Source organism: Arthrobacter rhizosphaerae (assembly GCF_023062595.1).
GTDB classification, from domain to species: domain Bacteria; phylum Actinomycetota; class Actinomycetes; order Actinomycetales; family Micrococcaceae; genus Arthrobacter; species Arthrobacter rhizosphaerae.
This window is the reverse complement of the sequence record NZ_JALLAN010000001.1, coordinates 389,890-415,593: the sequence shown is the minus strand read 5'-3', so window position 1 is coordinate 415,593 and position 25,704 is coordinate 389,890. Positions and strand designations below refer to the sequence as shown.

General features: G+C 61.0%; 23 protein-coding genes. 8 read left to right on the top strand and 15 right to left on the bottom strand.

The window, feature by feature from the left end; all coding sequences use genetic code 11:
- Positions 1 to 105: 105 nt before the first annotated feature.
- The 4 genes from ctaE (at position 106) to qcrB (ending at position 4,452) form a co-directional block, all read left to right on the top strand.
- On the top strand, positions 106 to 744 hold the full coding sequence (gene ctaE / locus MU551_RS02065) for an aa3-type cytochrome oxidase subunit III (protein WP_247040469.1): 639 nt from the start codon (positions 106 to 108) through the stop codon (positions 742 to 744).
- Between the two features lie 86 nt (positions 745 to 830).
- Positions 831 to 1,619, top strand: a complete 789-nt coding sequence (qcrC, locus tag MU551_RS02060; protein ID WP_247040468.1) for a cytochrome bc1 complex diheme cytochrome c subunit — start codon at positions 831 to 833, stop codon at positions 1,617 to 1,619.
- 99 nt (positions 1,620 to 1,718) lie between these two features.
- On the top strand, positions 1,719 to 2,795 hold the full coding sequence (gene qcrA, locus MU551_RS02055) for a cytochrome bc1 complex Rieske iron-sulfur subunit (protein WP_247040467.1): 1,077 nt from the start codon (positions 1,719 to 1,721) through the stop codon (positions 2,793 to 2,795).
- Positions 2,773 to 4,452, top strand: coding sequence for a cytochrome bc1 complex cytochrome b subunit (gene qcrB, locus MU551_RS02050; protein WP_247040466.1), 1,680 nt, complete (start codon positions 2,773 to 2,775; stop codon positions 4,450 to 4,452). Before qcrA ends, qcrB begins: the two co-directional genes overlap by 23 nt.
- Before the next feature lie 86 nt (positions 4,453 to 4,538).
- Here qcrB and MU551_RS02045 read toward each other — a convergent pair whose 3' ends face one another.
- Positions 4,539 to 5,330 (bottom strand): GntR family transcriptional regulator, encoded by a 792-nt coding sequence (locus MU551_RS02045; protein WP_247040465.1) that lies wholly within the window; start codon positions 5,328 to 5,330, stop codon positions 4,539 to 4,541.
- Between the two features lie 165 nt (positions 5,331 to 5,495).
- On the opposite strand from MU551_RS02045, the gene MU551_RS02040 reads away from it, so the two are divergent.
- The gene (locus tag MU551_RS02040; protein WP_247040464.1) at positions 5,496 to 5,840 is read left to right on the top strand and encodes an HPr family phosphocarrier protein; all 345 of its coding nucleotides are present in this window, start codon (positions 5,496 to 5,498) and stop codon (positions 5,838 to 5,840) included.
- Between the two features lie 113 nt (positions 5,841 to 5,953).
- On the opposite strand, the gene MU551_RS02035 is transcribed toward MU551_RS02040, so the two are convergent.
- The 5 genes from MU551_RS02035 to MU551_RS02015 form a co-directional block, all read right to left on the bottom strand.
- The gene (locus MU551_RS02035) at positions 5,954 to 6,355 is read right to left on the bottom strand and encodes a cytochrome c oxidase subunit 4 (RefSeq protein ID WP_247040463.1); all 402 of its coding nucleotides are present in this window, start codon (positions 6,353 to 6,355) and stop codon (positions 5,954 to 5,956) included.
- Positions 6,352 to 8,076: an aa3-type cytochrome oxidase subunit I gene (gene ctaD, locus MU551_RS02030; protein ID WP_247040462.1), complete on the bottom strand. Its 1,725-nt coding sequence runs from the start codon at positions 8,074 to 8,076 to the stop codon at positions 6,352 to 6,354. The genes MU551_RS02035 and ctaD overlap by 4 nt, the downstream gene beginning before the upstream one ends.
- 11 nt (positions 8,077 to 8,087) lie before the next feature.
- Positions 8,088 to 8,960: an aa3-type cytochrome oxidase subunit II gene (gene ctaC, locus MU551_RS02025; protein WP_247040461.1), complete on the bottom strand. Its 873-nt coding sequence runs from the start codon at positions 8,958 to 8,960 to the stop codon at positions 8,088 to 8,090.
- A 182-nt stretch (positions 8,961 to 9,142) separates the two neighbouring features.
- A complete protein-coding gene (locus MU551_RS02020; RefSeq protein WP_247040460.1) occupies positions 9,143 to 9,532 on the bottom strand; it encodes a HesB/IscA family protein in 390 nt (129 codons plus the stop codon).
- Between the two features lie 185 nt (positions 9,533 to 9,717).
- A complete protein-coding gene (locus MU551_RS02015; RefSeq protein ID WP_247040459.1) occupies positions 9,718 to 11,148 on the bottom strand; it encodes a dipeptidase in 1,431 nt (476 codons plus the stop codon).
- A 151-nt stretch (positions 11,149 to 11,299) separates the two neighbouring features.
- Here MU551_RS02015 and MU551_RS02010 point away from each other — a divergent pair, with 151 nt between their 5' ends.
- Positions 11,300 to 11,902: a DUF3043 domain-containing protein gene (locus MU551_RS02010; RefSeq protein ID WP_247040458.1), complete on the top strand. Its 603-nt coding sequence runs from the start codon at positions 11,300 to 11,302 to the stop codon at positions 11,900 to 11,902.
- Positions 11,903 to 12,003: 101 nt separating this feature from the next.
- On the opposite strand, the gene MU551_RS02005 is transcribed toward MU551_RS02010, so the two are convergent.
- A complete protein-coding gene (locus MU551_RS02005; protein WP_247040457.1) occupies positions 12,004 to 13,098 on the bottom strand; it encodes a quinone-dependent dihydroorotate dehydrogenase in 1,095 nt (364 codons plus the stop codon).
- A gap of 89 nt (positions 13,099 to 13,187) precedes the next feature.
- Here MU551_RS02005 and MU551_RS02000 point away from each other — a divergent pair, with 89 nt between their 5' ends.
- Positions 13,188 to 14,174 (top strand): alpha/beta hydrolase, encoded by a 987-nt coding sequence (locus MU551_RS02000; RefSeq protein ID WP_247040456.1) that lies wholly within the window; start codon positions 13,188 to 13,190, stop codon positions 14,172 to 14,174.
- Between the two features lie 48 nt (positions 14,175 to 14,222).
- Here MU551_RS02000 and MU551_RS01995 read toward each other — a convergent pair whose 3' ends face one another.
- From MU551_RS01995 to leuA, 3 genes are all read right to left on the bottom strand, one after another.
- Positions 14,223 to 15,059 (bottom strand): isoprenyl transferase, encoded by an 837-nt coding sequence (locus tag MU551_RS01995; RefSeq protein WP_372489770.1) that lies wholly within the window; start codon positions 15,057 to 15,059, stop codon positions 14,223 to 14,225.
- Positions 15,043 to 15,795: a DNA repair protein RecO gene (recO, locus tag MU551_RS01990; RefSeq protein WP_247040454.1), complete on the bottom strand. Its 753-nt coding sequence runs from the start codon at positions 15,793 to 15,795 to the stop codon at positions 15,043 to 15,045. The genes MU551_RS01995 and recO overlap by 17 nt, the downstream gene beginning before the upstream one ends.
- A gap of 105 nt (positions 15,796 to 15,900) precedes the next feature.
- Positions 15,901 to 17,640 carry a 2-isopropylmalate synthase gene (leuA, locus tag MU551_RS01985; protein ID WP_247040453.1) on the bottom strand — a complete coding sequence of 580 codons (1,740 nt, stop codon included), beginning with the start codon at positions 17,638 to 17,640 and terminating at the stop codon, positions 15,901 to 15,903.
- 250 nt (positions 17,641 to 17,890) lie between these two features.
- Between leuA and MU551_RS01980 the strand changes: the two genes are divergently transcribed.
- Positions 17,891 to 19,843, top strand: a complete 1,953-nt coding sequence (locus tag MU551_RS01980; RefSeq protein ID WP_247040452.1) for a M13 family metallopeptidase — start codon at positions 17,891 to 17,893, stop codon at positions 19,841 to 19,843.
- A gap of 108 nt (positions 19,844 to 19,951) precedes the next feature.
- Here MU551_RS01980 and MU551_RS01975 read toward each other — a convergent pair whose 3' ends face one another.
- The 5 genes from MU551_RS01975 to MU551_RS01955 form a co-directional block, all read right to left on the bottom strand.
- A complete protein-coding gene (locus tag MU551_RS01975) occupies positions 19,952 to 21,529 on the bottom strand; it encodes an LCP family protein (protein ID WP_247040451.1) in 1,578 nt (525 codons plus the stop codon).
- Positions 21,530 to 21,641: 112 nt separating this feature from the next.
- Positions 21,642 to 22,601: a GTPase Era gene (gene era, locus MU551_RS01970; RefSeq protein WP_247040450.1), complete on the bottom strand. Its 960-nt coding sequence runs from the start codon at positions 22,599 to 22,601 to the stop codon at positions 21,642 to 21,644.
- Positions 22,585 to 23,916: a hemolysin family protein gene (locus tag MU551_RS01965; RefSeq protein ID WP_247040449.1), complete on the bottom strand. Its 1,332-nt coding sequence runs from the start codon at positions 23,914 to 23,916 to the stop codon at positions 22,585 to 22,587. Before MU551_RS01965 ends, era begins: the two co-directional genes overlap by 17 nt.
- Positions 23,913 to 24,386 (bottom strand): rRNA maturation RNase YbeY, encoded by a 474-nt coding sequence (gene ybeY / locus MU551_RS01960; RefSeq protein ID WP_247040448.1) that lies wholly within the window; start codon positions 24,384 to 24,386, stop codon positions 23,913 to 23,915. The genes MU551_RS01965 and ybeY overlap by 4 nt, the downstream gene beginning before the upstream one ends.
- Positions 24,383 to 25,471, bottom strand: a complete 1,089-nt coding sequence (locus MU551_RS01955; RefSeq protein ID WP_247040447.1) for a PhoH family protein — start codon at positions 25,469 to 25,471, stop codon at positions 24,383 to 24,385. The genes ybeY and MU551_RS01955 overlap by 4 nt, the downstream gene beginning before the upstream one ends.
- Positions 25,472 to 25,704: the final 233 nt, after the last annotated feature.

Genomic DNA, 25,704 nt, shown 5'->3' with positions numbered 1-25,704 from the left:
CGCAGTCGGGAACTTTTTCGCGCGAATTCGCGTCTTTGTAGAAAAAGTCCCCTGAAAACCCGGTTTGCGTTGGGCAGGAGGAACTTTTGCAGACATAATGTCTATGTGACTGCTGCGACCCATGCCCCCAGTACCCCGGCGCACCCGACGCTCAACCGCCCGAATATGGTTTCCGTAGGAACCGTGGTCTGGCTGTCCAGTGAGCTGATGTTCTTCGCCGGCCTCTTTGCCATGTACTTCACCTTGCGTTCCACATCCGGAGGGATGTGGGCCGAGGAGACTGCCAAGCTCAACTTCCCGTTTGCCCTGGTGAACACCATCGTCCTTGTGGCGAGTTCGTTTACCTGCCAGATGGGGGTGTTCGCTGCTGAGCGTCTGCAACCGCGCCGAAGCGGCGGAGCTTTGCAGTTCACCCGCTGGGGAATGAACGAGTGGTTTACTCTGACGTTCCTTATGGGTGCGTTCTTCGTTGCCGGGCAGGCCACTGAATACGCGATGTTGGTCTCGGAGCACGTATCGCTCTCTTCCAATGCCTACGGTTCAGCCTTCTATATGACCACCGGCTTCCACGGCCTGCACGTCATTGGCGGACTCATTGCCTTCCTCTTCATCATGGGACGTTCCTTTGCCGCGAAAAAGTTCGGGCACTTTGAGGCAACGTCGGCAATTGTCACCTCGTACTACTGGCACTTCGTCGACGTCGTGTGGATTGGCCTGTTCATGGTCATCTACGTGCTGAAGTAGCCCGACTTGACTCTTTTTCTACAAGAGGCAGAATTTCAAGAAGCGGCTCCCGGAGCCGGCGCACCATCGAAAAAAGGAACCACCACGTGAAGGCACTCTCGCAGAAGCGACGTCACCCACTGGCCGCAATAGCATTGCTGTTGATGGGCCTCCTGGTCACGGGTGGGCTGTACGCCGTTGCCACCACCATGAACCAGGCCAAGGCTTCGACCACAAACTTCACCGAGCACGATACAGAAGAAGGCGGAAAGCTTTTCGCCGCTAACTGTGCAACCTGCCACGGCATGGGTGCAAGTGGAACGCAGGATGGCCCTTCCCTGGTAGGTGTTGGCGCTGCTTCCGTCGACTTCCAGGTAGGCACCGGCCGCATGCCGATGCAGATGAACGGCCCGCAGGCGCAGGAAAAGCCGGTTCAGTTCAACGAAGAACAGACCCGCCAGCTCGCGGCCTACGTTGCCAGTCTCGGCCCCGGCCCGTCCATCCCCGAAGCCGGGCTTCTGGACGAGAAGGGCAATGCAGCTGAAGGCGGAGAGCTGTTCCGCGTCAACTGTGCCATGTGCCACAACGCTGCCGCTGCCGGTGGTGCCTTGACCAGGGGCAAGTACGCACCGCCTCTTGCTGGAGTTTCCGGACAGCACATCTACGAGGCCATGGCCACGGGTCCGCAGAACATGCCTGTGTTCAACGATGCGAACATCTCCCCCGAGGGCAAGCGCGACATCATCACCTACCTGAAGCAGATCGAAACCAACGGCTCGCCGGGTGGAGCAGATCTCGGGGCTTTGGGCCCGGTTGCTGAAGGTCTGTTTGTCTGGATCGCCGGTCTCGGCGTCATCATTGCCTTCACCATCTGGCTAACCTCCCGGACGTCATAGCTGCCGCTCCGGACAACGTAAGAATCTCCGCCGATCAGGCGGATAGGAATTGAAAACTAACTCGGCACCGACCGAGACGAGAGAAGGATGAGGCGAATCATGGGCAACCATAGTGACGGCAGTCCGAACCACTCGGGCACCGTAGCTACGGCTGGTCAGAATGAGGTGGAGAAGTTCCAGGATCCTGGGCTTCCTCCGCATCGTTTGCGCCTGGCTGACACGGACCCGCGGGCCGCAAAACGAGCAGAACGGCAGGTAGCCTTTCTGTTTGGCCTTTCGGTCGTTGGCACAGCGACCTTCATACTGGCGTATTTCCTCATTGACTTGGGGGAAGGCTCCGGTGCCACCATCGCGACCATCCGGCTGCAGAACGCCCTGCTGGGGCTCGGTACAGCCTTTGCCATGCTTGGCATCGGCACCGGCATTGTGCACTGGGCCAAGGCCCTTATGCCGGACCACGAGGTATCCGAAGAGCGGCATGCTGTCCGCTACGAGGAGGACCGCCAGGCCGCTGTGCGCATCGTCGACGACATTGTCGAGGAAACCGGCATCAAGCGCCGGCCGCTCATTCGCAACACCCTCCTTGGCGCTGTCGCCTTGGCACCCCTGCCCGCGATCGCCATCTTCGGTGACCTCGGTCCCCGGCCTGACAAGGCCTTGGCCCACACCATGTGGGCACCCGAGGACGGCAAGCTCAAGCGCCTCACCCGCGACCCTGACGGAACCCCGATCAAGGCTTCGGACGTCACCATCGGTTCGGCCTTCCACGTCATTCCAGAGGGCCTCAACGAACTCCACGAAGGCAAACTGAACGAGAAGGCCAAAGCCGTCGTTCTGTTGATGCGCCTGGATCCTGAATCCCTGAATCCCTCACCGGGACGCGAAGACTGGGGATACAACGGAATCGTTGCCTACTCCAAGATCTGCACCCACGTCGGGTGCCCTGTTGCCCTTTATGAGCAGCAGACGCACCATCTGCTGTGCCCGTGCCACCAGTCGACCTTTGACCTGACGAAGGAATGCAAGGTTATCTTTGGCCCGGCCAGCCGTCCTCTCCCCCAACTGCCTATTGCAGTTGACGACGAGGGCTACCTCGTCGCTACGAGCGACTTCAACGAACCTGTAGGACCGAGTTACTGGGAGCGTGATGAGCATGAGCGCAGCATCAAGAGCTGAAGCCCCCGCCTACGTCGCTAAAACAAAAGTCGGCCGGATCACGGACTTTGTAGACGAGCGCGTTGGCGGCTCGGGCATCCTCCGGGAATTTGGCCGCAAGGTATTTCCGGACCACTGGTCCTTCATGTTCGGCGAAGTCGCCTTGTACTCCTTCGTCATCCTTCTTTTGTCGGGCACGTTCCTCACGTTCTTCTTCGACCCCTCCATGGCGGAGACCCATTACGATGGCTCCTTCACCGGGCTGCAGAACGTTGAGATGTCAGTCGCGTACAGCTCGTCACTGGACATTTCCTTTGACGTCCGTGGCGGTTTGTTCATGCGCCAGGTACACCACTGGGCCGCCCTGCTGTTCGTAGCCTCGATTGCGGTTCACATGTTGCGTGTGTTCTTCACCGGTGCCTTCCGTAAACCCCGTGAACTCAACTGGGTTGTCGGCGGAGTCCTGCTGATCCTCGCCATGGCCGCCGGTTTCACCGGTTACTCCCTTCCCGATGACCTCCTTTCCGGCAACGGCCTGCGCATCATCGACGGTGTCATCAAGTCGATTCCGGTCATCGGAACGTACATCTCGTTCTTCCTCTTCGGCGGCGAGTTCCCGGGCACGGTCATTATCGGCCGGCTCTACATGCTGCACATTCTGTTGGTCCCGGCCCTGATCCTGCTCATGATTGTGCTGCACCTCTTTATGGTGGTTGTCCACAAGCACACGCAGTACCCCGGTCCCGGCCGCAATGACGGAAACGTCGTCGGCTACCCCCTGGGTCCTGTCTATGCAGCGAAGGCCGGCGGGTTCTTCTTCATCGTGTTCGGTGTTATCGCACTGATGGCAGCCTTCTTCACGATCAACCCGATCTGGAACTACGGCCCCTACGACCCCTCCCCTGTATCCGCAGGCACCCAGCCTGACTGGTACATCGGCTTCGTTGACGGCGCGCTCCGTCTGATGCCGGGCGTCATCGGCGACTTCCACTTCGAGTACGTGATCTTCGGCTATGTCCTGACACTCAATGTGCTCCTGCCGGCACTGGTTCCTGCGGGCATTCTCTTCACGGTCATGTTCATGTACCCGTGGATCGAACGTTGGATCACCAAGGACAACCGCGAACACCACGTTCTTGACCGTCCGAGGAACGCTCCCACGCGTACCGCAATCGGCATGGCAGGCTTCACGTGGTACTGCGTCATGTGGGCGGCAGCTGGTTCCGACCTCATTGCGACACACTTCAACGTGTCCCTGAACGACGTCACCTACTGGCTCCGTGCACTGTTCTTCATCGGCCCTGTCCTGGCGTTCATCGTCACCAAGCGTGTCGCACTGGCCCTTCAGCGCAAGGACCGTGAGATCGCCCTCCATGGCCGCGAGACAGGACGTATTGTACGTCTGCCCCACGGTGAGTTCATTGAGGTCCACGCTCCGCTGGACGACTACAAGCGCTACAAGCTGGTCGGTTTCGAATCGCCTGCGCCGCTTCCGGCCGTTCCCAACGAACACGGAATCGTGACCAGGAAAGAGAAGCGCCGTGCTGCCCTTTCCAAGCTGTTCTTTGAGGACCGCGTCGCTCCGGCCACACCTGGAGAGCTTGAAGCCGCCCATGGCCACCACGGGGAGCACGAAGCTGTAGAGACTGCAGAGGAACAACGGAGCCTCACCCACTAGAAGCGGTCGCAATCGCGACAATTGCTTGAAACACGTAAGGCCCGGTCCATTGGACCGGGCCTTACGTGTTGCTTGGAACATTATTGCTATTGCTGCCGGTAACCTGACGCGTAGTTCCGGGTAGGCCGCACGCCTGGACGCTGCAAGGGCACCCAGAGCTTATAGCGGTCAGCACGGTAGTAAGAGACGGAATAGTCCACCATCGCCCTTGCGACGAAGGCATGGCGCTGGATCTTCAGCAGCGGCGAGCCGACTTCGACATTAAGAAGACGTGCCGTAGAGGGAGTGGCTGCCGTGGCCTCAATCATGTCCTCGCCCCACTCCATGACGAGTCCGTAGCGTTCACTCAGGACGTTGTACAGGGACGTGGGTGGCTCACCGTCGAGCAGGCCTGGGACACGATGGGCGGGGATAAAGTTCTCGTCCACGCTCATAGGCTCGTTATCGGCCAACAGGAGCCTTCGGAACCGGACCAGGGCCGTACCTTCCTCCAGTTGCAGCTCCCGGGCAAGAAAAGCGTTGGCGGCTATCTGTTCGAAACTCAGGACTTTGGCTGCAGGCACCATTCCGCGGCGTTGCATCTCTTCGGTGTAGGACGTGAGCTTAACCTGCAGGTCGAGCTTGGGCCTGCGGACGAAAGTACCCAGCCCCACTACGCGCTCAATGACCTCCTCCCCCACGAGGGCATCGATTGCCTGCCTGACCGTCATCCTTGCCAGCCCAAACCGTTCCGCCAGGTCTCTTTCTGAGGGGAGAGCTGAACCAGGCGGGCACGAAGAACCGATATAGGCGCGGAGTAGTTCCCGAAGCTGAATGTAGATAGGAGTGCCGCTCTTGCGGTCGATGTCCCCGGCGATGCGGGCGGCGTCAGAAGGCATCAGAGGCGCCCTTCCGATTGTTTTTCATATGACAAGCCTAGGCCAAGACAGGCAAAGGTCTAGACCACCTTCCGGTCTCGAATTCCACTCTCTGAAGCGAGCCCGGCTACCCTTGGATTGGTTGATCAAACAGTGGCTGCGTGCCGCTGCAGAGAAGGAGTTACGTTGCCAGTTCGTAAGGCGATCGTGGAATCAAAAATAGGGCTCCATGCCCGCCCGGCAGCACGGTTTGTACGGGCTGTCACCGACACCGGGCTTCCGGTGACCATCAGCAAAGAAGGCATGTCCCCGGTGGATGCGCGCTCCCTCCTGGAGGTCATGACGGCGGACTTTGAATGCGGGTGCGAGGTTGAGTTGTCCGTGGACTTGGACGCTCTCCCGGCCGGATCCACAAGGGAAGATGCCGATGGCGCGCTGACGGCACTGTGTACGCTGTTGGAGTCGATGGGGACGGACCACAAGTCCTCACGCCTGCCTTCCCCTGCTTCGGACCGGGCAGCGGCTTCCTGACCACTTGATTCTTGAATGTCCGGTATTCTCCGGGAGGCGAACGCCTTAAACGCGGCGGGCCCCACCAAAGGTGGGGCCCGCCGTCCTACGTCTAAAAAGCTTGCGCCTGAAGGCTAGTGTGCGTGGTCTCCACGGCTGTACTCAAACACCCAGCCAACGAGGGCTACCGTGGCAAGCCCCGCTGCGATGAAGACAATCCAGAAGCCCACAGCAAGGCCCAGGAAGCCAGCTGCACAGGAGAGTCCAAGAACCAGGGGCCACCAGCTCCAGGGGCTGAAGTGACCCTGCTCGCCGGCGCCTTCGTGGATCTCAGCGTCGTTGCGGTCTTCCGGCCGCATGCCGACCCGCTTGCCAGTGAAGCCGAGGTAGGCGCCGATCATGCCGGCCAAACCGCCCACGAGAAGAATCCCGAGGGTGCCCACCCACTCAGACCACTGAGTGAGGAAACCGTAAATCAGCGAGACCGGGACGAAGAAGAAGACTCCGGCTCCAAATATCCATGATTCGATTTTCACTTTGCGGTGTCCTTCTGGTCAGCGTTACCAAGCGTCGCCGCAGCCGGTGCCGGAGACTCAACGGTATGGGATTGGGCAAGCTCCGGGTGGTGCAGGTCCAGGGCCGGACGCTCCGAACGGATGCGCGGCAGCGAGGTGAAGTTGTGCCGCGGCGGCGGGCAGGAGGTAGCCCATTCCAGGGAGGCGCCGAAGCCCCACGGGTCATCGACTTCGACCTTCTCGGTGCTGCGCCAGGTGATGTAGACGTTCCAGAAGAACGGGATCAGTGACGCACCGAGAACAAAGGAGGCAATTGTGGAGAACTGGTTCATCCAGGTGAAGCCGTCCTGGGGCATGTAGTCCGCGTAGCGGCGGGGCATTCCTTCCACACCCAGCCAGTGCTGGATAAGGAACGTGCCGTGGAAGCCCAGGAAGAGGAGCCAGAAGTGGATCTTGCCCAGGCGTTCGTTCAGCATCTTTCCGGTCCATTTCGGCCACCAGAAGTAGAATCCCGCGAACATGGCAAACACAACGGTGCCGAAGACGACGTAGTGGAAGTGCGCCACCACGAAGTACGAGTCGGACACATGGAAGTCCAGGGGCGGCGACGCAAGGATGATGCCCGTCAGGCCGCCGAACAGGAACGTTGCCAGGAACCCGATGCTCCAGAGCATGGGTGTCTCGAACGTGATGGAACCGCGCCACATGGTGCCGATCCAGTTGAAGAACTTCACGCCGGTTGGCACAGCGATCAGCATCGTCATAAAGGCGAAGAACGGCAGGAGCACGGAGCCGGTCACGTACATGTGGTGGGCCCACACGGTCACCGAGAGGGCAGCAATCGCAATCGTTGCGTAGACCAGGCCCTTGTAGCCGAAGATCGGCTTGCGGCTGAAGACCGGGAAGATCTCCGAGACGATTCCGAAGAACGGCAGGGCAATGATGTAAACCTCGGGATGGCCGAAGAACCAGAACAGGTGCTGCCAGAGCACAGCTCCGCCGTTCTCCGGGTCAAAGATGTGTGCACCGAATTTGCGGTCCGCACCCAAGGCGAACAGTGCTGCTGCCAGCGGAGGGAACGCCATCAGCACGAGGATGGATGTAACCAGGGCGTTCCAGGTGAAGATCGGCATGCGCCACATGGTCATGCCGGGGGCACGCATGCAAATGATGGTGGTGATGAAGTTGACCGCGCCAAGGATGGTGCCGAAACCCGACAGCGCCAGTCCGAACACCCACAGGTCGCCACCAATACCGGGGCTAAAGGTGGTGTTGGACAGCGGAGCATACGCAAACCAACCAAAGGAGGCGGCACCCTGCGGGGTGATAAAGCCGGAAACCGCAATAGTGGAGCCAAACAGGAAGAACCAGAATGCCAAGGCATTCAGTCGCGGGAAGGCAACGTCGGGGGCGCCGATCTGCAGCGGCATGATGACGTTTGTGAAGCCGGCGAACAACGGCGTTGCAAACATCAGCAACATCACGGTTCCGTGCATCGTAAAGAGCTGGTTGTACTGTTCCTTGGTCTGCAGGATCTGCATACCCGGTTCAAACAGCTCGGCACGGATAAGCAGCGCCATGACGCCACCAAAGCAGAAGAACACGAATGACGCGATCAGGTACATGTACCCGATGGTCTTGTGGTCGGTAGAGGTGATCCAGTTGACGACAATGCGTCCCTTGGACTTAGGAACTACGGGAGCATCGAGGATCCCGGCGGGCGATTGAGTGTACGTAGCCACGGTCGCTCCCCTTACTTAATTTCGTTCAGGTTGGGATTGCGGTCGTACTCTTCGCCGAGGAGTCCCGTGTTGCCGTCCTGGCGCAGTTTGTCCATGTGGGCCTGGAATTCGGACTCAGAGACAACCTTCACGCGGAACAGCATTTCGGAGTGGTATTCCCCGCAAAGCTCGGCGCACTTGCCGTCGTAGGTTCCTTCTTTGGTGGGCGTAAACCGGATGTAGTTGGTCTTGCCCGGGATCATGTCGCGCTTCTGAAGGAAGGCGGGTACCCAGAAGGAGTGGATAACATCGCGGGCGTTGAGCTCCAGGTCAACTGACTTGTTGACCGGCAGGTAGAGAGTGGGCAGCTTCTCCTTGTCCACTTCCTCACCCGTCAGGTGGGCCTGGACGCCTGCTTCGTGGAGGTCTTCATTGATGACCTCGCCGGCCTTGTAGTTGAAGTCCCACGCCCACTGCTTTCCGCGGACATCTACTACGACGTCGGCCGGCTTGGACCTGTCATCGATGGCCTGCTGGTCGCGGTCGGTGAAGTAGAAGAAAACCAGCACCATGAACAACGGAATGGTGAGGTAGAAGACTTCCAAGGGAAGGTTGAAGCTCGTCTGCCGCGGAAATCCAACCGTGCCCTTCCGGCGACGGTAGGCGACGATGCACCAGATCATCAGACCCCACGTGATGGCGCCGACGATCAATGCGGCTATCCATGAGTTGACCCAGAGGTCCATGATTCGGTCAGTGTGATTGGTGGTGCCACGCTCGGTGGGCAACCACCCTTTCTGTACCTCTGGTGAACATCCAGTCAAAGCCAACGCGCCGGCTAATGCCAAGCCTGTGATCGAAGAGATCTTTTTGCGTCGGCTGCCGGTTCGGTTCTGCGAACTCACAGACGGCCCTTCCTACTTGTTGCTGTCGCCCGGGCTGTCTAAGCCCCCGGGCACACGAAAAGTTTTACTACTCGGTGTAGAGCTTACCGCTCCCCGGGGGTTTTCGCCCACATGACTGCACCGTGCGTCGGCGCCGGTTTAAACCGGTCACCGGGGCACGGTGAAGTGGACGTTATTTCCGGTCAGTGGAACGAATCGCCGCAGGCGCAGGAGCCTCCGGCGTTGGGGTTGTCAATGGTGAAACCCTGCTTTGCGATGGTGTCCTCGAAGTCGATGCTTGCACCGCTAAGGTAGGGCACGCTCATCTTGTCAACCACAACCTCGACACCGTCGTAATCGCGTACGGCATCGCCGTCCAGGATCCGCTCGTCAAAGTACAGCTGGTAGATAAGCCCTGAGCAGCCGCCGGGCTGGACGGCCACGCGCAGGCGAAGGTCGGTGCGGCCTTCCTGCTCCAACAGGCTGCGGACCTTGCCGGCCGCGACGTCGGTCAGCTTGACCTCGTGGCTGGCCAGCTCCTCGCCGGTGATCTCGGTGGATTCGATGCTGTTTTCATTGGTCGTAGTACTCATTGGCCTACCTTCTTGCAACATGGTGGCGACCAGGCTGTCGCCTTGTCCGCCCCGGGGAAACGGTATGGGCTATAGCTAATGCTACGTCGCGCAGTGCTCTAGCTCTAACTTCAGACGTAACCGTTCTGAGGACCCGAATGTTCCCGGGGACGGATTTTCCGGTCCTACCGCCGCTTCTTAAGCCTTTAAGCCAGGCCTTCGTGATTGAGCCTTGCCAGCAGGAGGGCCTCTGCCACCACCGCATTGCGGAAATCGCCGAGGTGAAGGGACTCGTTGGCGCTGTGAGCCCGCGAATCGGGATCCTCAACCCCTGTTACCAGGATCTGGACGTTCGGATAGAGCTCGGTGAGGTCTGCGATAAATGGGATGGAACCGCCGATCCCCATCTCAACTGCCGGAACGCCCCACGCCTCGCCTAAGGCCCACATTGCCTTGCGGGCTGCCGCGGAGCCGGTATCCGTGAGAAAGGAGTTCCCCTGTTCCCCTGGAGTAAACACCACGCGCGCGCCAAAGGGAGGGTTGGTCTCGACGTGCTTCCGAACGGCCTCCATGGCCTGATCGGGATCCTGCCCGGGAGCCAGGCGAAGGCTGAACTTTGCTTTTGCCCTCGGTAAGAGCGTGTTGGAGGCAACGTCCACGCCTGGTGCGTCAAAACCGATGATGGAGAGTGAAGGCTTAGTCCACAACCGGGACGCGATACTTCCCGTGCCTGCGAGCCTGACGCCGTCGAGCACTGATGCGTCGGCGCGGTACTCTGCCTCCGTGAGGTCCACCGCCACCTCGTCCCGGCCCACCAACCCTTCAATGGCGACATTTCCGTCGGCATCATGAAAGGTGGCGATGATGCGGGACAGCAGAGTGGGGGCGTCGAGCACAGGCCCACCGAACATACCTGAGTGGACAGCATGTTCGAGCACCTGGACTTCAACCGTGCCGTCCACCAGTCCGCGCAGGCTTGTGGTCAGGGCCGGAACCCCAACTTTCCAATTACTGGAATCGGCAACCACGATGACGTCTGCCCGGAGCAAGTCCCGGTGCGTTTCGAGGAAGGCCCTGAACGTCGGGGAGCCGGCCTCCTCCTCACCTTCAAAGAAAAAGGTGACTCCCAGTCCGAACTGATCAGCCAGAACATCTGAGACAGCGGAAAAGGCTGCAATGTGCGCCATGATTCCTGCCTTGTCATCCGCGGCCCCGCGTCCGAACAGGCGGCCATCACGTTCGACGGCGGTGAACGGCTCTGATTCCCAAAGGCCGGGGTCCCCGGGAGGCTGCACGTCGTGATGCGCGTAAAGGAGGATTGTGGGCTTGCCGGGGGCGGCTTTGCGGCGGGCGACGACGGCGGGTCCGCCAGGCGTTCCATCCTCCTTGTCGCAGCGGAGGATCTGGACGTCGCTAAGGCCTGCATGGCTTACGAGTTCCGCGACGTGCTTGGCGCTGCGGTCCAGCTCTGCAGGGTCGAAGCTCGGCCAGGCGATCCCCGGGATGCTGACCAGGTTCTTCAGCTTTTCCACAGTTGCATCAAAAGCATCGTCCACTGCACGTTTGAGGTCTTCAATCCGGGCTTCGTCCAGGGGCTTGCTCGAGGTTTGTGAGGGCTGGGCGGGAGTTGATGTCATGGCCACACACTACCTCTGCACTAAGGGACAACAAACCGCCCCGCCCCCGCGTGTGGTGCCGAGATTCCGGCGCCTGCAGCTGCCCGCCCGGCACCAGTGACCGCTCGGACGCAGGACGTCGGTGGTACCGGCCTCGGGGTATTCTGTAGTGGTGTTTGGACGTAGAAAAGAAGCGCCATTGGCGCAAGACGTAGTTGATCAGCAGGCTGCCGAGGCTGAGGCCCGGCAGAATGCGGCCGTTGGCAAGGGCACGCCGACGCCCAAGCGCAAGGCACAGGAAGCCGCACGGAAGAGGCCGCTGGTGCCTGAAGACCGCAAAGCCTCAAAGGCCGCAGAGCGCGCCGCCGTCCAGGAACAGCGGATGAAAATGCGCCGCGCCCTGGATACCGGCGATGAGAAGTTCCTGCCGCTGCGCGACAAGGGCCCCCAGAAGCGTTACGCGCGGGACTACGTGGACGCACGCTTCAGCCTTGGCGAGTATTTGATGTTCGGAGCCCTCGTGTTCGTCATCGTGTCATTGCTCATCCCTGCAAGCAGCGAACTGATGGTCTACGTCCTCGTGGGGTTCTGGGTCATGTTCCTTGCAGTTTTCGTCGACGTCTTCATCCTGTCCAGGAAGCTGAAGAAGCGCCTCACTGAAAAGTTCGGTGAACCGGAACGCGGAACCGTCTGGTATGGGTCCATGCGCTCCCTGCAGTTCCGTAAGCTGCGCCTCCCGAAGCCGCTGGTCAGCCGCGGCGAATACCCCTCCTGACAGCCAGCCCTCGGTTTGAGGGTTGGAACAGGGAAAGCGACGCCCCGGCGGAACATCCGCCGGGGTTTCCTTTATGCCCTGGATGCTTTCCCGATCAGGGGCTATTCGCCCTTTTCCCGCGCCTGTTCCAGCTTGGACAACTTAGCGAGCTGCCTGTTGATGTGTGCCGCCCAGAACGGTCCTTCGTACAGGAAGGCGGTGTAGCCCTGGACCAGGGTTGCCCCGGCATCCAGCCGTTCCCGGACGTCCTGGGCGGTCTCCACTCCCCCGACGGCGATGAGCGTCAGCTTTCCTTCCGTTGCGCTGCTTAGTCGCCGCAGAACATCCAGTGCCCGGCCTTTCAGCGGGGCCCCGGAAAGACCACCGGCGCCACACTCGGCTACCTTCTCCGGCGCCGTCGCAAGTCCCTCACGGCCGATGGTTGTGTTGGTGGCGATGATGCCATCCAGTTTCAGGTCAAGGGCAAGCCGGGCGACGTCGTCGATATCCTCGTCGCTGAGATCCGGTGCAATCTTCACAAGCAGCGGGACGTGCCGCCCTGCGGCCTGGTCTGCCGTCTCACCCACTGCCTTCAGCAGCGGCCGCAGTGTTTCCACATTCTGGAGCAGCCGCAGGCCAGGAGTGTTCGGGGAGCTGACGTTCACCACGAGGTAGTCAGCTGCCGGCGCAAGATTGCGGGCGCTGAGGAGGTAATCCTCGGTGGCGTCCTCGAGCTCCACCACCTTGCTCTTGCCGATGTTGACGCCGATCAAGGGGCGCACCCCGGGATGCCTCCTCTGCAGAGCCGCCCGGGCTGACCTCAACCGCGGAGCCACGGCGGAGGCGCCGTCGTTGTTGAACCCCATTCGGTTTATCACCGCGCGGTCCTCGACCAGACGGAACAGCCGGGGTTTTTCGTTGCCCGGCTGGGCTTGCCCGGTGATGGTTCCAACCTCCACATGCCCAAACCCGAGCTCGCTCAGTGCCTCGATGCCAAGCCCTTCCTTGTCGAAGCCAGCGGCAAGGCCAAAGGGCGACGGGAAGGTCAGGCCGAATGCTTTGGTTTCCAGGGAGGGCGCCGGCGCTGTGAACTTGTACAGTGCCTTGCCGGCACCCGAAGCATGGACGAGCCTGATGGCACGGAAGCCGATTTTGTGGGCGCGTTCGGCGTCCATCCAAGAAAAGGCCAGCCGGAAGAAAGTTGGGTATACGCGCATGCCTCTAGTTTTCCGCTTCGAGGGGTCCAGACCAAACTGGACAGGCTTCTCCACTCCCTGACTTCCCGTTGGATGCCTAGGCTGTTGCCATGGAGTGGAGACCAGACATCCTCGGCGCGGACTTCCAGGCATACAGCTTCCAGGCACGCGGTGACGACGGGACAGAGCGGACTGCGACCCTCATCCGCTACTCCCCTGCGGGGATTGAGGCCGAGTCACCGACCCAACGGCGGGCCGTCCTCTTCCTGCATGGCTGGAGCGACTACTTCTTCAACGTTGAACTTGCCGCCTTCTGGTACAGCAAAGGATTCGAATTCTTCGCCCTGGACATGCACAATCACGGCCGAAGCCTGCGGGAGGGCGTACCTGGCGGATATGTCGCGGACCTTGCCGACTACGACGCGGAAATCGCCCAGGCAATCGGCGTCATCAATACGCTTGGACCGCAGGATTCCAGTCGGCCGTCGCTGACTCTGATGGGGCACTCCGCCGGCGGGCTCGTTGCCGCGCTGTGGGTCAGCCGACATCCCGGAGTCGCAAGCCACCTCGTCCTCAACAGCCCCTGGCTCGAGATGCACGGCAGCACGCTGGTTCGGCGGGTCGCCTGGACCATGGTGGAACCGCTCGCCCGTTTCAAGCCGGAAACCGTCCTCCGCCTGCCGGAACGTGGCTTCTACTGGCGCAGCATCAGCAACACCGCTGAGGGCGAATGGGCCCTCGATGACAAGTACAGGCCACCCATGGCATTCCCTGTCAGGGCAGGTTGGCTAAGTGCGGTTCTGGCCGGACACGCCAAGGTGGCCCGCGGACTTGGTATCGAAATACCCATACTGGTCCTGCTCTCCGGAGCCAGCGCCAACGGCCTCTTCTGGACCGAGGAGATGCGCAGGACGGACGCCGTGCTCGATGTCAACGCGATCGCCATCCGCGCGTTGGCACTGGGAAGGTCGGTCACCCTTGAACGCATCCAGGGTGGCCTCCATGATGTGTTCCTCTCCCCTCCCAAGGTTCGTGAGGATGCCTATGCCCGTCTTTCCCGCTGGATCCGCGGGTACGTCCAGGATCACGATCAATAGGCAACCGTCAGGAGCAGGGGAGGTTCCGCGGTCGCCCCAACTTGCGGCCTACGTTGCCGCGGCGTCCACTGCGCCACCGTAGCGGCGGTCCCGCTGGGCGTAAATTTCGACGGCGTCCCACAGGGTCCGGCGGTCAACATCAGGCCAAAGCGTATCCATGAAGACGAACTCCGCGTAGGCCGACTGCCAGAGCATGAAGTTGGACAGCCGCTGCTCCCCCGAGCTTCGCAGGAAGAGATCGACATCAGGCAGGTCAGGTTCGTCCAGGTATTTCTGAATGGTCTTCTCGTTGATGGCTGACGGCTTGAGGTGACCGGCCGCCACATCCTGGGCTATAGCGGCGACAGCGTCTGCGATTTCCGCCCGCCCGCCGTAATTAACACACATGTTCAACGTGCAGGTGCTGTTGCCGCGGGTGTACTCCTCGGCTTCCTCAAGTTCGCGGATCACGGAACCCCAAAGCTTCGGGCGGCGGCCGGACCAGCGCACCCGCACTCCCCATTCATCCAGCTGGTTGCGCTGGCGACGCAGCACATCCTTGTTAAAACCCATCAGGAACCGGATCTCCTCGGGCGACCGCCGCCAGTTTTCCGTCGAGAACGCATAGACGCTTACGTGCTCTATACCGAGCTGGATGGCGCCGGCCATCACGTCAAGCAAGGCCGGCTCGCCGGCTTTGTGCCCTTCAATTCGTGGCAGTCCCCGCTGGTTGGCCCAACGGCCGTTGCCGTCCATGACAATGGCCACGTGGCGCGGGATGAACTCGGCTGGAATGGCCGGGGGAAGCGCTCCGGAAGGATGGGGGTAGGGGCTGATCACCGGAGCGGTTCGTTGGCGGACCGTTTTTCTCTTATTTCCCAAGGCCAAGTTACGTTCGCTCCACATGTTTGAGGGATTTCAGTACACGTTCAAGATGCCATTGCAGGTAGCTTGCCACCAAACCCGCAGACTCCCTGCGGTGGACGCTGAGGGACGCATCCGCCGTCGTCCAGTCACCTGTCAGCAGAGCACCGAGCAATAACACTGTTTCGGCCGCCGGCGCCGGGGAACCCGGGGGGCGGCAGTTTGCGCAGACCATCCCGCCCAAAGGAGCGGAGAAAGCTGTGTGCGGACCTGCGGCGCCGCAGCGTGCGCACTGGGTGAAGCTTGGCGCCCATCCGCCGGTAGCCAGGGCACGCAGCAGATAGGAATCCAGGATGAGTTCCGGAGAATGGTCACCGCGGCTCAATGAGGCCAGCGCCCCGACCAGCAGGTTGTACTGGGCGGTGCCGGCTTCGCCGTCGACGTCCGTCAGCTTTTCCGCTGTTTCGGTCATCGCGGCCGCCACAGTGTAACGGCCATAGTCGGCGGCTATGTTGCTGCCATAGGCACCCTTCGCGACGGCCTGGGTGACAATATCCAGGGAACGTCCGGAGATAAGTTGCAGATCCGCGACCATGAACGGTTCCAGCCGCGCGCCAAAGCGGCTGCTTGTGCGTCGCACGCCTTTGGCCACTGCACGCACCTGCCCGTGATGCTTGGTGAGCAGCGTGATGATGCGGTCGGCTTCACCCAGCTTATGGGTGCGCAGTACTACCGCGTCATCCCGATAGGAGCGCGCCGCAAATGATTGGTTGGCCACAGTTAATCTTCGCACCGTCCATGCCTAAACAGGCCGGGAGTCAGGGTGTGCCGCGGCATAACTGCTGCGGCACACCCTCGGATCGTCAGACTCGTACCAGGAATCTCACGCTTGTGCGTCGCGGATGGCGCGGTTCACGGCAGAGATGACAGCCTTCAATGAAGACATGCTGGTGTTCGAATCGATGCCAATGCCCCAGAGGACCCGCTCCCCCACTGCAGCCTCGACATAGGCGGCTGCTATGGCATTTCCGCCTTCTGACAAGGCGTGCTCACTGTAGTCCAGAACCCGCACATCCACACCGTCTCCGCTCAGAATGTTCAGGAGGGCGGCGATGGGGCCGTTGCCGGTCCCGGTGCGGCGGACCTGGGCACCATCGATGTTCAGCGTGGCGTGCAGTGTCATGTCGCCGGACTCGTCGACTTCGGTGCTGAAGGAGCCGAGGGAATAGCGGCCCCATTGGTTGCCTGATTCGGTGGAGGGAAGGTACTCGTCCTGGAAGAGCTTCCAGAGCTGCGCCCCGCTCACTTCGCCGCCCACGGAGTCGGTCTGGCGCTGAATGACTCCGGAGAATTCAATCTGGGCGCGGCGGGGCAGGTCCAGGCTGTGCTCGTTCTTCAGCAGGTACGCCACGCCGCCCTTGCCGGACTGCGAGTTCACGCGAATAACGGCTTCGTAGCTGCGGCCCAGGTCCTTGGGATCCACGGGCAGGTACGGGACCTGCCAGGTGAAGTCGCTGACATCCTTGCCGGCTGCCGCGGCTTCCTTCTCCAACGCCTCGAATCCCTTTTTGATGGCGTCCTGGTGGGAGCCCGAGAATGCGGTGAAGACCAGGTCGCCGCCGTACGGGGAACGCTCCGCGACGGGAAGCTGGTTGCAGTACTCCACAGTCCGGCGGATTTCGTCGATGTCGGAGAAATCAATCATGGGGTCGATGCCCTGAACGAACATGTTCAGGCCCAGTGTCACGAGGTCCACGTTGCCGGTCCGCTCGCCGTTGCCAAACAGGCATCCTTCGATACGGTCTGCACCGGCCAGATAGCCCAGCTCAGCAGCGGCAACGCCGGTGCCGCGGTCGTTGTGCGGGTGCAGGGAGAGGATGATTCCCTCCCGGGGGTGCAGGTGCCGGCTCATCCACTCAATCGAGTCCGCGTAAACGTTGGGGGTTGCCATCTCAACGGTCGCCGGCAGGTTGATGATGACCTGGCGGTCAGCCGAAGCTTCAAAGACGTCAGCGACTGCGTTACACACGCGCACGGCGTATTCCAGCTCGGTGCCGGTGAAGGATTCGGGGGAATATTCGTAGGTCACAGCGGTATCGACGAGGGTTTCTTCGTACTTTTTGCACAGCCTGGCGCCCTGGAGGGCGATGTCCAGAATCCCGTCTTCGTCCTGGTTGAAGACAACACGCCGTTGCAGAACCGAGGTTGAGTTGTACAGGTGGACGATGGCCTGCTTGGCGCCGACCAGGGACTCGTAAGTCCGCTCGATCAGGTGTTCGCGGGCCTGGGTGAGCACCTGGATGGTGACGTCATCCGGGATGTGGTTGCCTTCGATGAGCTGGCGGACAAAATCGAAGTCCGTCTGGGACGCGGAAGGAAAACCAACTTCGATCTCCTTGTAGCCCATGCGGACCAGCAGATCGAACATCTTCATTTTCCGGGCCGGGCTCATGGGGTCGATCAGTGCCTGGTTGCCATCGCGGAGGTCAACAGCGCACCAGCGCGGTGCCTTGGTGATTCTCTTGTCCGGCCAGGTGCGGTCCGGCAGATCAACGGTGATCTGCTCATGGAACGGCAGGTAGCGGTGGACGGGCATTCCTGAGGACTTTTGTGCGTTTCGCATCAGTATCGTGGCCTTTTCTGGTTCTTGATGAAAGGGTGGCCGGGCAACACAAACTCCGCAGCGAGGGTGGCCTTGAGCTAGATTGCGTCTGAGGCCTCGCCACGGCAGCTAAGAAGGAGCAGTTCTGCGCGCACCATTTCACAGTAACACGGGTGCGTAAGATGAAGGAGCAACACCCTCCGTAACGTCCACCATGCAGACGCTGCCCCGGTGACCGCACCGGCTGCAGCCCTCACCTGAAGGAGCACCTGTGCCATACTCGGGGATCGCCCTGTCGAACATCGACCAAAGTGTCCGGCCGCAGGATGACCTGTACCAGCACATAAACGGCGCCTGGCTCAAGAGCACCACAATCCCGGACGACCGGCCTCTGGAGGGGACCTTCACCGCGCTTCGCGACGGCTCCGAATTGGCCGTGAGGGAGATCATTGAGGAAGCTGCCAACCGTGGCGAAGAGGCCACCGGGATAGAACAAAAGGTCGGAGACCTTTACAAGAGCTTTATGGATGAAGAAACCGTGGAGGCCAAGGGCCTGGAGCCCATCAGGGAACGCCTGACAGCTGTTTTCGCGACGACGTCTTCCGCGGAGCTTATGGCACTGGCAGGACGCCTGTTCAGGTCGGACGTCAGCGGGCTTTTCTATATCTACCCCGCGCCCGATGCCGGTAACCCGGATCGCATCCTTCTCTACACCGGACAGGGCGGCCTTGGCCTGCCGGACGAGTCGTACTACCGGGAGGAGAAATTCGCCCCGATAGTCAGCGCTTACCGGGAGCATGTGAGGACCATGCTGGGCATGGCCGGGATCGCGGACCCGGAGGGAGCCTCCTCGCGGGTGGTTGCTTTGGAAACGGCCCTTGCCTCCCACCACTGGGACAACGTCACACTCCGTGATCCGCAGAAGACGTACAACCTTAAGAGCGCAGAAGAAGCCAACCAGCTCTTTCCGCTGATTGGCACATGGTTCGATGCGGCTGAGATCTCACCGGAGAAACGCACAGAGATTGTGGTGAGCACTCCCGATTTCTTCGTCGGTGCGGCAGCGCTCCTTGACTCCGAATCCTTGGAATCCTGGCAGGAATGGCTCGCGATGCGCGTTGTCGGTTCAGCCGCCCCTTACCTTTCCTCCGAATTCGTGGATGCCAATTTCGCTTTCTATGGCACAACCATCAGCGGCACGCCACGGAACAAAGACCGGTGGAAGAGGGGCGTCGCCGTGGTCGAGGCTTCTCTCGGCGAAGCGGTGGGCCAGATTTATGTTTCGCGGCACTTCCCCGAGTCCCATAAGGCCAGGATGCAAACACTCGTATCCAACCTGATCGAGGCCTACCGGCAGAGCATCACCGACTTGCAGTGGATGGGTGAAGAAACCAAGCAGGAGGCGTTGAAGAAGCTGGACGCGTTCCGGCCCAAGATCGGATATCCGGAAGAGTGGATCGATTACTCGGCGGTGGCGGTCGACCCCTCGGATCTCCTCGGCAACGTGGAACGCGCCCACAACGCAGATGTCGAAAGGCATCTCGGCGAAGTGGGAAAGCCCGTGGACCGGAACAAGTGGCTCATGACGCCTCAGACGGTCAACGCCTACTACCACCCGATGCTGAATGAAATTGTCTTCCCCGCGGCGATCCTGCAGCCGCCGTTCTTCACAGCCGACGCCGACGACGCCGTCAACTATGGTGGGATCGGCGCCGTGATCGGGCATGAGATCGGCCATGGGTTCGATGACCAGGGCTCACAGTTCGATGGCGGCGGAGCCCTCCGCAACTGGTGGAGTGAGGATGACCGAAAGGCGTTCGAGGCTCTGACAGCCAAGCTCGTCGCGCAATTCGATGCTCTGTCTCCGCTGGCGGCGCCCGAGCACAAGGTCAACGGCAAGCTAACACTCGGCGAGAACATCGGTGACCTCGGCGGACTCACCATCGCTTACAAGGCCTACCTCCTCAGCCTGAACGGTGAGGAAGCGGCTGTCATTGATGGTTTCACTGGGGAGCAGCGATTTTTTGCTTCCTGGGCCGCAGGCTGGCGGCAGGTGATCAGGACAGAAGAGGCAATCCGCCGCCTCGCGACGGACCCCCACTCCCCCAATGAGTTCCGTACGAATGCCATCGCCAAAAATCTGGATGCCTTCCACACGGCGTTCGAGGTCACCGACCACGACGGGATGTGGCTCTCACCCGAGGATCGCGTCAGTATCTGGTAAGCCGCCCGCTGATACCGACGGCGGATGAAACAGACGGCGGCGGACCCCACTACGGGGGCTGCCGCCGTCGTCGTTCCTGAGCATGATGGCTCCAGGCCGTCGCAGTCCCTATCCGTCGATGTACAGCGGATTGACCTGCTGGCAAAGAGTTTCCCCGGCCGTTTGATTAACGATGTTGGGCGGCAGCGTCACGGAGCCGAACTTGGTGCCTGTGGTGAAGTCTGAACCCAAGTAGACCTGCACTCCTGCCACCCCAAGCGAAGGAACCACCTGCGCGGACGGGATACCCAGCAGGGCCGCGACGTCAGGGGCAACGTCAGCGTACTGCGCCCCGTAGTAGACCATGGTGGTCTGTGTTGGTTCAGCGGCAAACTGGCTTGTCTGGGTAAACCCACCGTCAACAACGGCCTGGACAATCTCCTGTGCCCGTGCGGGCAGCCCGGTACCGTTCGCGATGGTCACCGGCTGGAGTGTCTTGTCATAGGGCGGCGGCGCGGGTGCGGCTGGAGTCGTTCCCACAGGCGGGGTGGTCGCCGTCGAGGTGGGCGTTGGCGTTGGCGACGGAGTGGCTGTCGGATCAGTGAGGTCCATGTCATTCCTCAGGCCCGCGAAAAGCTGTGAGGCGTCCGGCTGAGCCAGTTCCAGCCGGTTAGGGTCGCTGACGGCTTGAACTGTGGGGGCCGCAACGAACGCCACCTTGCTCACATCGATGGTCTTGAGCCGGTTGCCGATGGTAAGCAGGGCCGGAACCGAGGCCAAGCCGTCATCCACGGTGAGGTTCTGGGTGACCGTATCGGCGATTTGCAGCATCTTTCCAGGATCGGAGAGGGTGCCGTCGTCCTTTATTTTGCGCGTCAGTGAGGACAGGAAGCCCTGCTGGGCCTTGATCCGGCCGAGGTCTCCGCCGAGTTCAAAGGCATGGCGCGTCCTGAGGAATGCCAGTGCCTGCTCGCCTTGGACCGGGGAGGTGCCTTTCGGCAGGCGTAGGCGTGAGTCAGGATCAAAGACGGGGTCGCTGACACAGACGTCCACGCCGCCCACAGCGTTGGAGAGCTCCTTCACGGCGTTGAAGTCAGCCATCATGAAGTGATCGATCTCGAGGCCGGTCAGCTGATTCACGGTATCCACGGCGCAACCGATCCCGGCTTGGGCCATGGCTTCGTTGATCATCGCGTTCTGTCGCTCCGGGTAGACGTTGCCCGTTTCCTGGTCCTTGCACTCGGGGATGTCAACGAGGAGGTCTCTGGGGAAGCTGACGACGCTGACACGCTTGTTGTCGGCGGAGATATCCATCATCATCATGACATCGGATTGTCCGTAACCCGACGAAAGGTCTGCCGCTCCGTATTCGGAGTTCTTCCCGTCGCGGGTATCTGAACCAAGGATGAGAATCTGCATCCGGTCAGTCGCGTCGTTGACGGCTCCTTCTGTCTTTTGGTTCCCGGCACCCAATGGCGCCTTTTCGATGTTGCCTTGCAACCGGATAACCCAGAAAGCGGCAAAAGCGAGTCCCGCGACCAGGAAAACTGACACGATGGCGGTGGTTACCTTCAGCCAGGCCGGCATGTGGCGGGTGGCCCCAAGATGCCGGGCAGCGCCGAGGCCGGCGTGTTCCGAGTGCCTGGCGGCGGCGTCGGAGCGTGACCCGCTGGGCCTGTCTGCGCTGTCATCGCGGCCTTGCACCACTGAATGTACCTTCCTGTAAAAACATGATCCGCCCTATCTTAGGGGCTGAGACTGGGAAAAAGCCGGGCGCGCACGAAGCGCCGCGCTGGTATCGGCTGTTTTCCAGAACGAGTCAGAAACCGAGCTTGACCAATTGTTTGGGATCCCGCTGCCAGTCTTTGGCGACCTTGACATGGAGATCCAGGTAAATCCGGGTTCCCAGCAACGCCTCGATTCCCTTGCGGGCGTTGGTGCCGACCTCCCTCAACCGTGCACCGCCCTTACCAATGATGATGGCCTTTTGCGACGGCCGCTCGACGTACAGGTTCACCCGTACGTCAAGGAAAGGACTGTCTTCCGGACGGCCTTCCCTTGGAACGATTTCGTCCACCACAACAGCCAGTGAGTGCGGAAGTTCATCCCGGACGCCTTCAAGGGCCGCCTCCCGGATGAGTTCGGCCACCATGACTGCTTCCGGCTCGTCCGTCAGCTCGCCATCCGGGTAGAGGGGAGGCGACGGCGGCATGTGGCTGATGAGGACGTCCGCGACCGTACTGACCTGGAAGCCGTCTGTTGCGGATACAGGCACGATGTCTTTCCAGCCTTCCTCCCCCAGGACAGTCCTGCCCAGGGCGGCCACGGCCAGCAATTGCTCTGTCAGGGCCTGCCGGTCTACCAGGTCGGCTTTCGTTACGAGCGCGATGATCGGCTTTTTTCCGACGGCGGCAAGCTGGGCTGCGATGAACTTGTCGCCAGGGCCGATTTTCTCATTGGCAGGAAGGCAAAAACCAATTGCGTCGACCTCGGCCAGGGTATCGGCCACGAGGTCGTTGAGTCGTTTGCCCAGCAGGGTACGGGGACGGTGAAGGCCTGGTGTGTCCACAAGGATCAACTGCGCATCCTCACGATGGACTATGCCGCGGATGGTGTGCCGTGTTGTCTGCGGTTTGGCGGAAGTGATGGCAACCTTCTTACCCACCAGGGCGTTGGTCAGTGTTGACTTGCCGGCGTTGGGCCTCCCGACCAATACCGAGAACCCGGCACGGAAGCCGCCGTAGGCGTCCCCGGCATCGGCCTTATTCTGCTTGCTCACGTGGCACTCCCTGTTGCGTTGATTCGGCCTCGTCGAGAAGCTCGTTATGGTCAGTTTCTTCCTTTGGCACCGGAGCCGCAATGATGTGGCTTACCCGGTTGCGGCGGCCCTCAAGGCGGTCAGCCCGGAGCGAGACACCATCCACCGTCACGGCGCTTCCAACGATCGGAACCCTCCCCAGGGCCTTAGCCAGCAGACCACCCACGGTGTCCACTTCGTCGTCGTCGAGTTCTATGTCAAACAGCTCACCGAGGTCATCTATGCTCATCCGGGCGCTGACACGGTAGCTGCCATCCCCAAGCTCTACGGCCTCGGCCGACTCCGTGTCGTATTCGTCAACGATTTCGCCCACGATTTCCTCGATGAGGTCCTCCAGCGTCACCAGGCCGGCGGTGCCGCCGTATTCATCAATCACAATGGCAACGTGGGTGGATTCCTTCTGCAGTTCGCGGAGAAGATCACTCACCTGCTTGGACTCCGGGACGTACCGGACTTCCCGGGCGAGGTCGTCCACCGTACGCGGTTCATCCCCCGGCCCGAGTTCGTGCAGTGCAGCGGCGACGTCTTTCAGGTAAATGATCCCCAGGATCTGATCGGTGTTGTCGCGGATCACCGGCATCCTTGAATACCCCGAGCGCAGGAAGAGCGACATTGCCCTCCGAAGGCTCGAGCCGGCGTCGATGCTGACAATGTCGGTCCGGGGAACCATAACGGCGCGGACCAGGGTGTCACCAAAATCGAACACGGACTGGATGAGCTCAGCTTCGTTATCCTCAATCACGTCCGACTCGGTGGCGCGGTCCACGAGCTCACGGAATTCCTCTTCACTGAAGAAGGCTTCGTCGCCGTTTGAGGAGCCAGGCGCCACTGCGCTTCCCAGCTTCACCAGCCAACCGGGAATGGGACCCAGCACCCAGCACAGGGACCGGATCAGCGGCGCAGTGAACCTGACCAATGCACCCGAATGGACGCGGCCAAGCTGGCGCGGCGAAACGCCCACGATGACAAAGCCCACAACCGCCATGATGCCCGTGGCAGCCAGCCCGGCGAGCCAGATGCTGTCGAGAATGCTGTGGAGCAGGACAGCAACGGCCACAGCCGCCGCCATCTCGAACCAGACGCGCCAGAAGCGTAATGCCCGGATGTGCGAAACGGGCTGTGCCAGGATGCGTTTCAGGGCGGGGTTGCGGGTCCTGAGCAGAGCCTGCTCTGCGTCGTGCCGGGGAAGGAAATTGAATGCGGCTTCTGCTGCCGTGAGCAGGGCAGCCATGCCCAGGAAGACCACGGCCATGCCCACAAGAATAAGGGGCGTCACTGAGTCGTCTCTGCCGGGGCCTCTTTGCCGGTAAAGCCGGTCAAAAGCTCGCGCTGCAGGCCAAACATCTCAGCCTTTTCCTCAGGGTCCTCGTGGTCGTACCCCAGCAGGTGGAGGATCCCGTGGGTGGCGAGGAGCAACATTTCATCCTGCGTCGAATGGCCTGCATTGCGTGCCTGGACTTCAGCCACCTGGGGACAGATGGCGATGTCGCCCAGCATCCCTTGGGGCGTGGGCTTATCCGGTGTGCCTGGAGTCAGCTCATCCATCGGTACCGAGAGGACATCGGTGGCACCGGGTTCATCCATGAGCTCGATGTGCAGCTTTTCCATGGCTTCTTCGTCCACAAGCAGCACCGACAGCTCGGCTTGGGGATGAATGAACAGACGCTCGAAAATGTAGCGTGAAAGTGCCACGAGCTGCTCCTCGTCAACCTTCACGCCGGACTCGTTGTTGATCTCTATGCTCATGAATGGTCCCCGCGCTTCTCGCGGGGCACCGTGTGCTTGACCCGGTTCCGCTGGACTTCGTCCCAAATGCTGTACGCATTCACGATGTCACCGACGAGCCGGTGCCTCACGACGTCGGAGGAGTCCAGCACTGAAAAGTTGACGTCGTCGATACCGTGCAGAATCTCTTCGACGATCCGCAGCCCCGAGCGGGTGCCGAACGGAAGGTCCACCTGCGTGACATCTCCGGTCACCACCATTTTGGAGCCGAACCCAAGGCGCGTGAGGAACATCTTCATCTGCTCGGGGGTGGTGTTCTGCGCCTCGTCAAGAATGATGAAGGCGTCATTGAGCGTCCGCCCGCGCATGTAGGCCAGGGGTGCCACTTCGATGGTTCCCGCAGCCATGAGCCGAGGGATGGACTCGGGGTCGATCATGTCGTGCAGGGCGTCATACAGGGGGCGCAGGTACGGATCGATCTTGTCGCTAAGGGTTCCCGGCAGGAATCCCAGACGCTCCCCTGCCTCCACGGCAGGCCTGGTGAGGATGATCCGGGTGACTTCCTTCTGCTGAAGGGCCTGGACCGCCTTGGCCATGGCCAGGTAAGTCTTGCCAGTGCCCGCCGGGCCGATACCAAAAATCACCGTGTTGGCATCGATGGCGTCCACGTAGTTTTTCTGGTTCAGGGTTTTAGGCCGGATGGTCCTTCCCCTGCTTGACAGGATGTTGTGGGTCAACACCTCAACGGGGTTCTGCAGCGACTGGGTCCGGAGCAGCGAAACGAGCTGTTGAAGGACTGCCGGAGTGATAACCGTTCCCCTGGCCACCAGCCCGTTGACTTCGTTCAGCAGACGGAGGATCCGGGGAACGTCATCGGAGGGTCCACTGAAGGACAGTTCGTTACCGCGAACGTGGAAATCGACGCCGGGGAACTGGTCCTCGATGAAACGCAGCGCTTCGTCATGGCTGCCGAGTGACTGAACCATCTGTTCTGAATTGTCAAAAACAATAACCTCTGTCCGGATGCCCGGAAGGGTATGGGGAAATTCGCTGGGGGTCCGTTCGCCGGCGCTGGTCCGGGACCTTCCGTTCGCTGCTTCAGTCATAATGATGGCCCGCAGGCCTCTGGTCCCCTCCAGTTTGGAATCGTTGGGTCGGCAACTCCCGGCGTCAGCCGAGTCTTCTTATCTTACGCCAGACCCGCGTCCCCCACGCAGCGCTGACGTGACCGCGGCTACAGTTCCGTGACGTGTTCCCGAAATTAGATATCAACTTCGTATCGTCCTCATATCGTTCCCGTTGCAGTTACGGGCTTGGGAGGTAATCCTGAGAGGCTGCG

Excerpts from the sequence above, each read along its gene's own strand:
- MU551_RS01955 (WP_247040447.1), bottom strand. The coding sequence starts at position 25,471 with ATGACTGAAGCAGCGAACGGAAGGTCCCGGACCAGCGCCGGCGAACGG.
- MU551_RS02005 (WP_247040457.1), bottom strand. The coding sequence starts at position 13,098 with ATGCGCGTATACCCAACTTTCTTCCGGCTGGCCTTTTCTTGGATGGAC.
- MU551_RS02015 (WP_247040459.1), bottom strand. The coding sequence starts at position 11,148 with ATGACATCAACTCCCGCCCAGCCCTCACAAACCTCGAGCAAGCCCCTG.
- MU551_RS02000 (WP_247040456.1), top strand. The coding sequence starts at position 13,188 with ATGGAGTGGAGACCAGACATCCTCGGCGCGGACTTCCAGGCATACAGC.
- MU551_RS02020 (WP_247040460.1), bottom strand. The coding sequence starts at position 9,532 with ATGAGTACTACGACCAATGAAAACAGCATCGAATCCACCGAGATCACC.
- qcrB (WP_247040466.1), top strand. The coding sequence starts at position 2,773 with ATGAGCGCAGCATCAAGAGCTGAAGCCCCCGCCTACGTCGCTAAAACA.
- qcrA (WP_247040467.1), top strand. The coding sequence starts at position 1,719 with ATGGGCAACCATAGTGACGGCAGTCCGAACCACTCGGGCACCGTAGCT.
- ybeY (WP_247040448.1), bottom strand. The coding sequence starts at position 24,386 with ATGAGCATAGAGATCAACAACGAGTCCGGCGTGAAGGTTGACGAGGAG.
- leuA (WP_247040453.1), bottom strand. The coding sequence starts at position 17,640 with ATGCGAAACGCACAAAAGTCCTCAGGAATGCCCGTCCACCGCTACCTG.
- MU551_RS01995 (WP_372489770.1), bottom strand. The coding sequence starts at position 15,059 with ATGTGGAGCGAACGTAACTTGGCCTTGGGAAATAAGAGAAAAACGGTC.
- MU551_RS02045 (WP_247040465.1), bottom strand. The coding sequence starts at position 5,330 with ATGCCTTCTGACGCCGCCCGCATCGCCGGGGACATCGACCGCAAGAGC.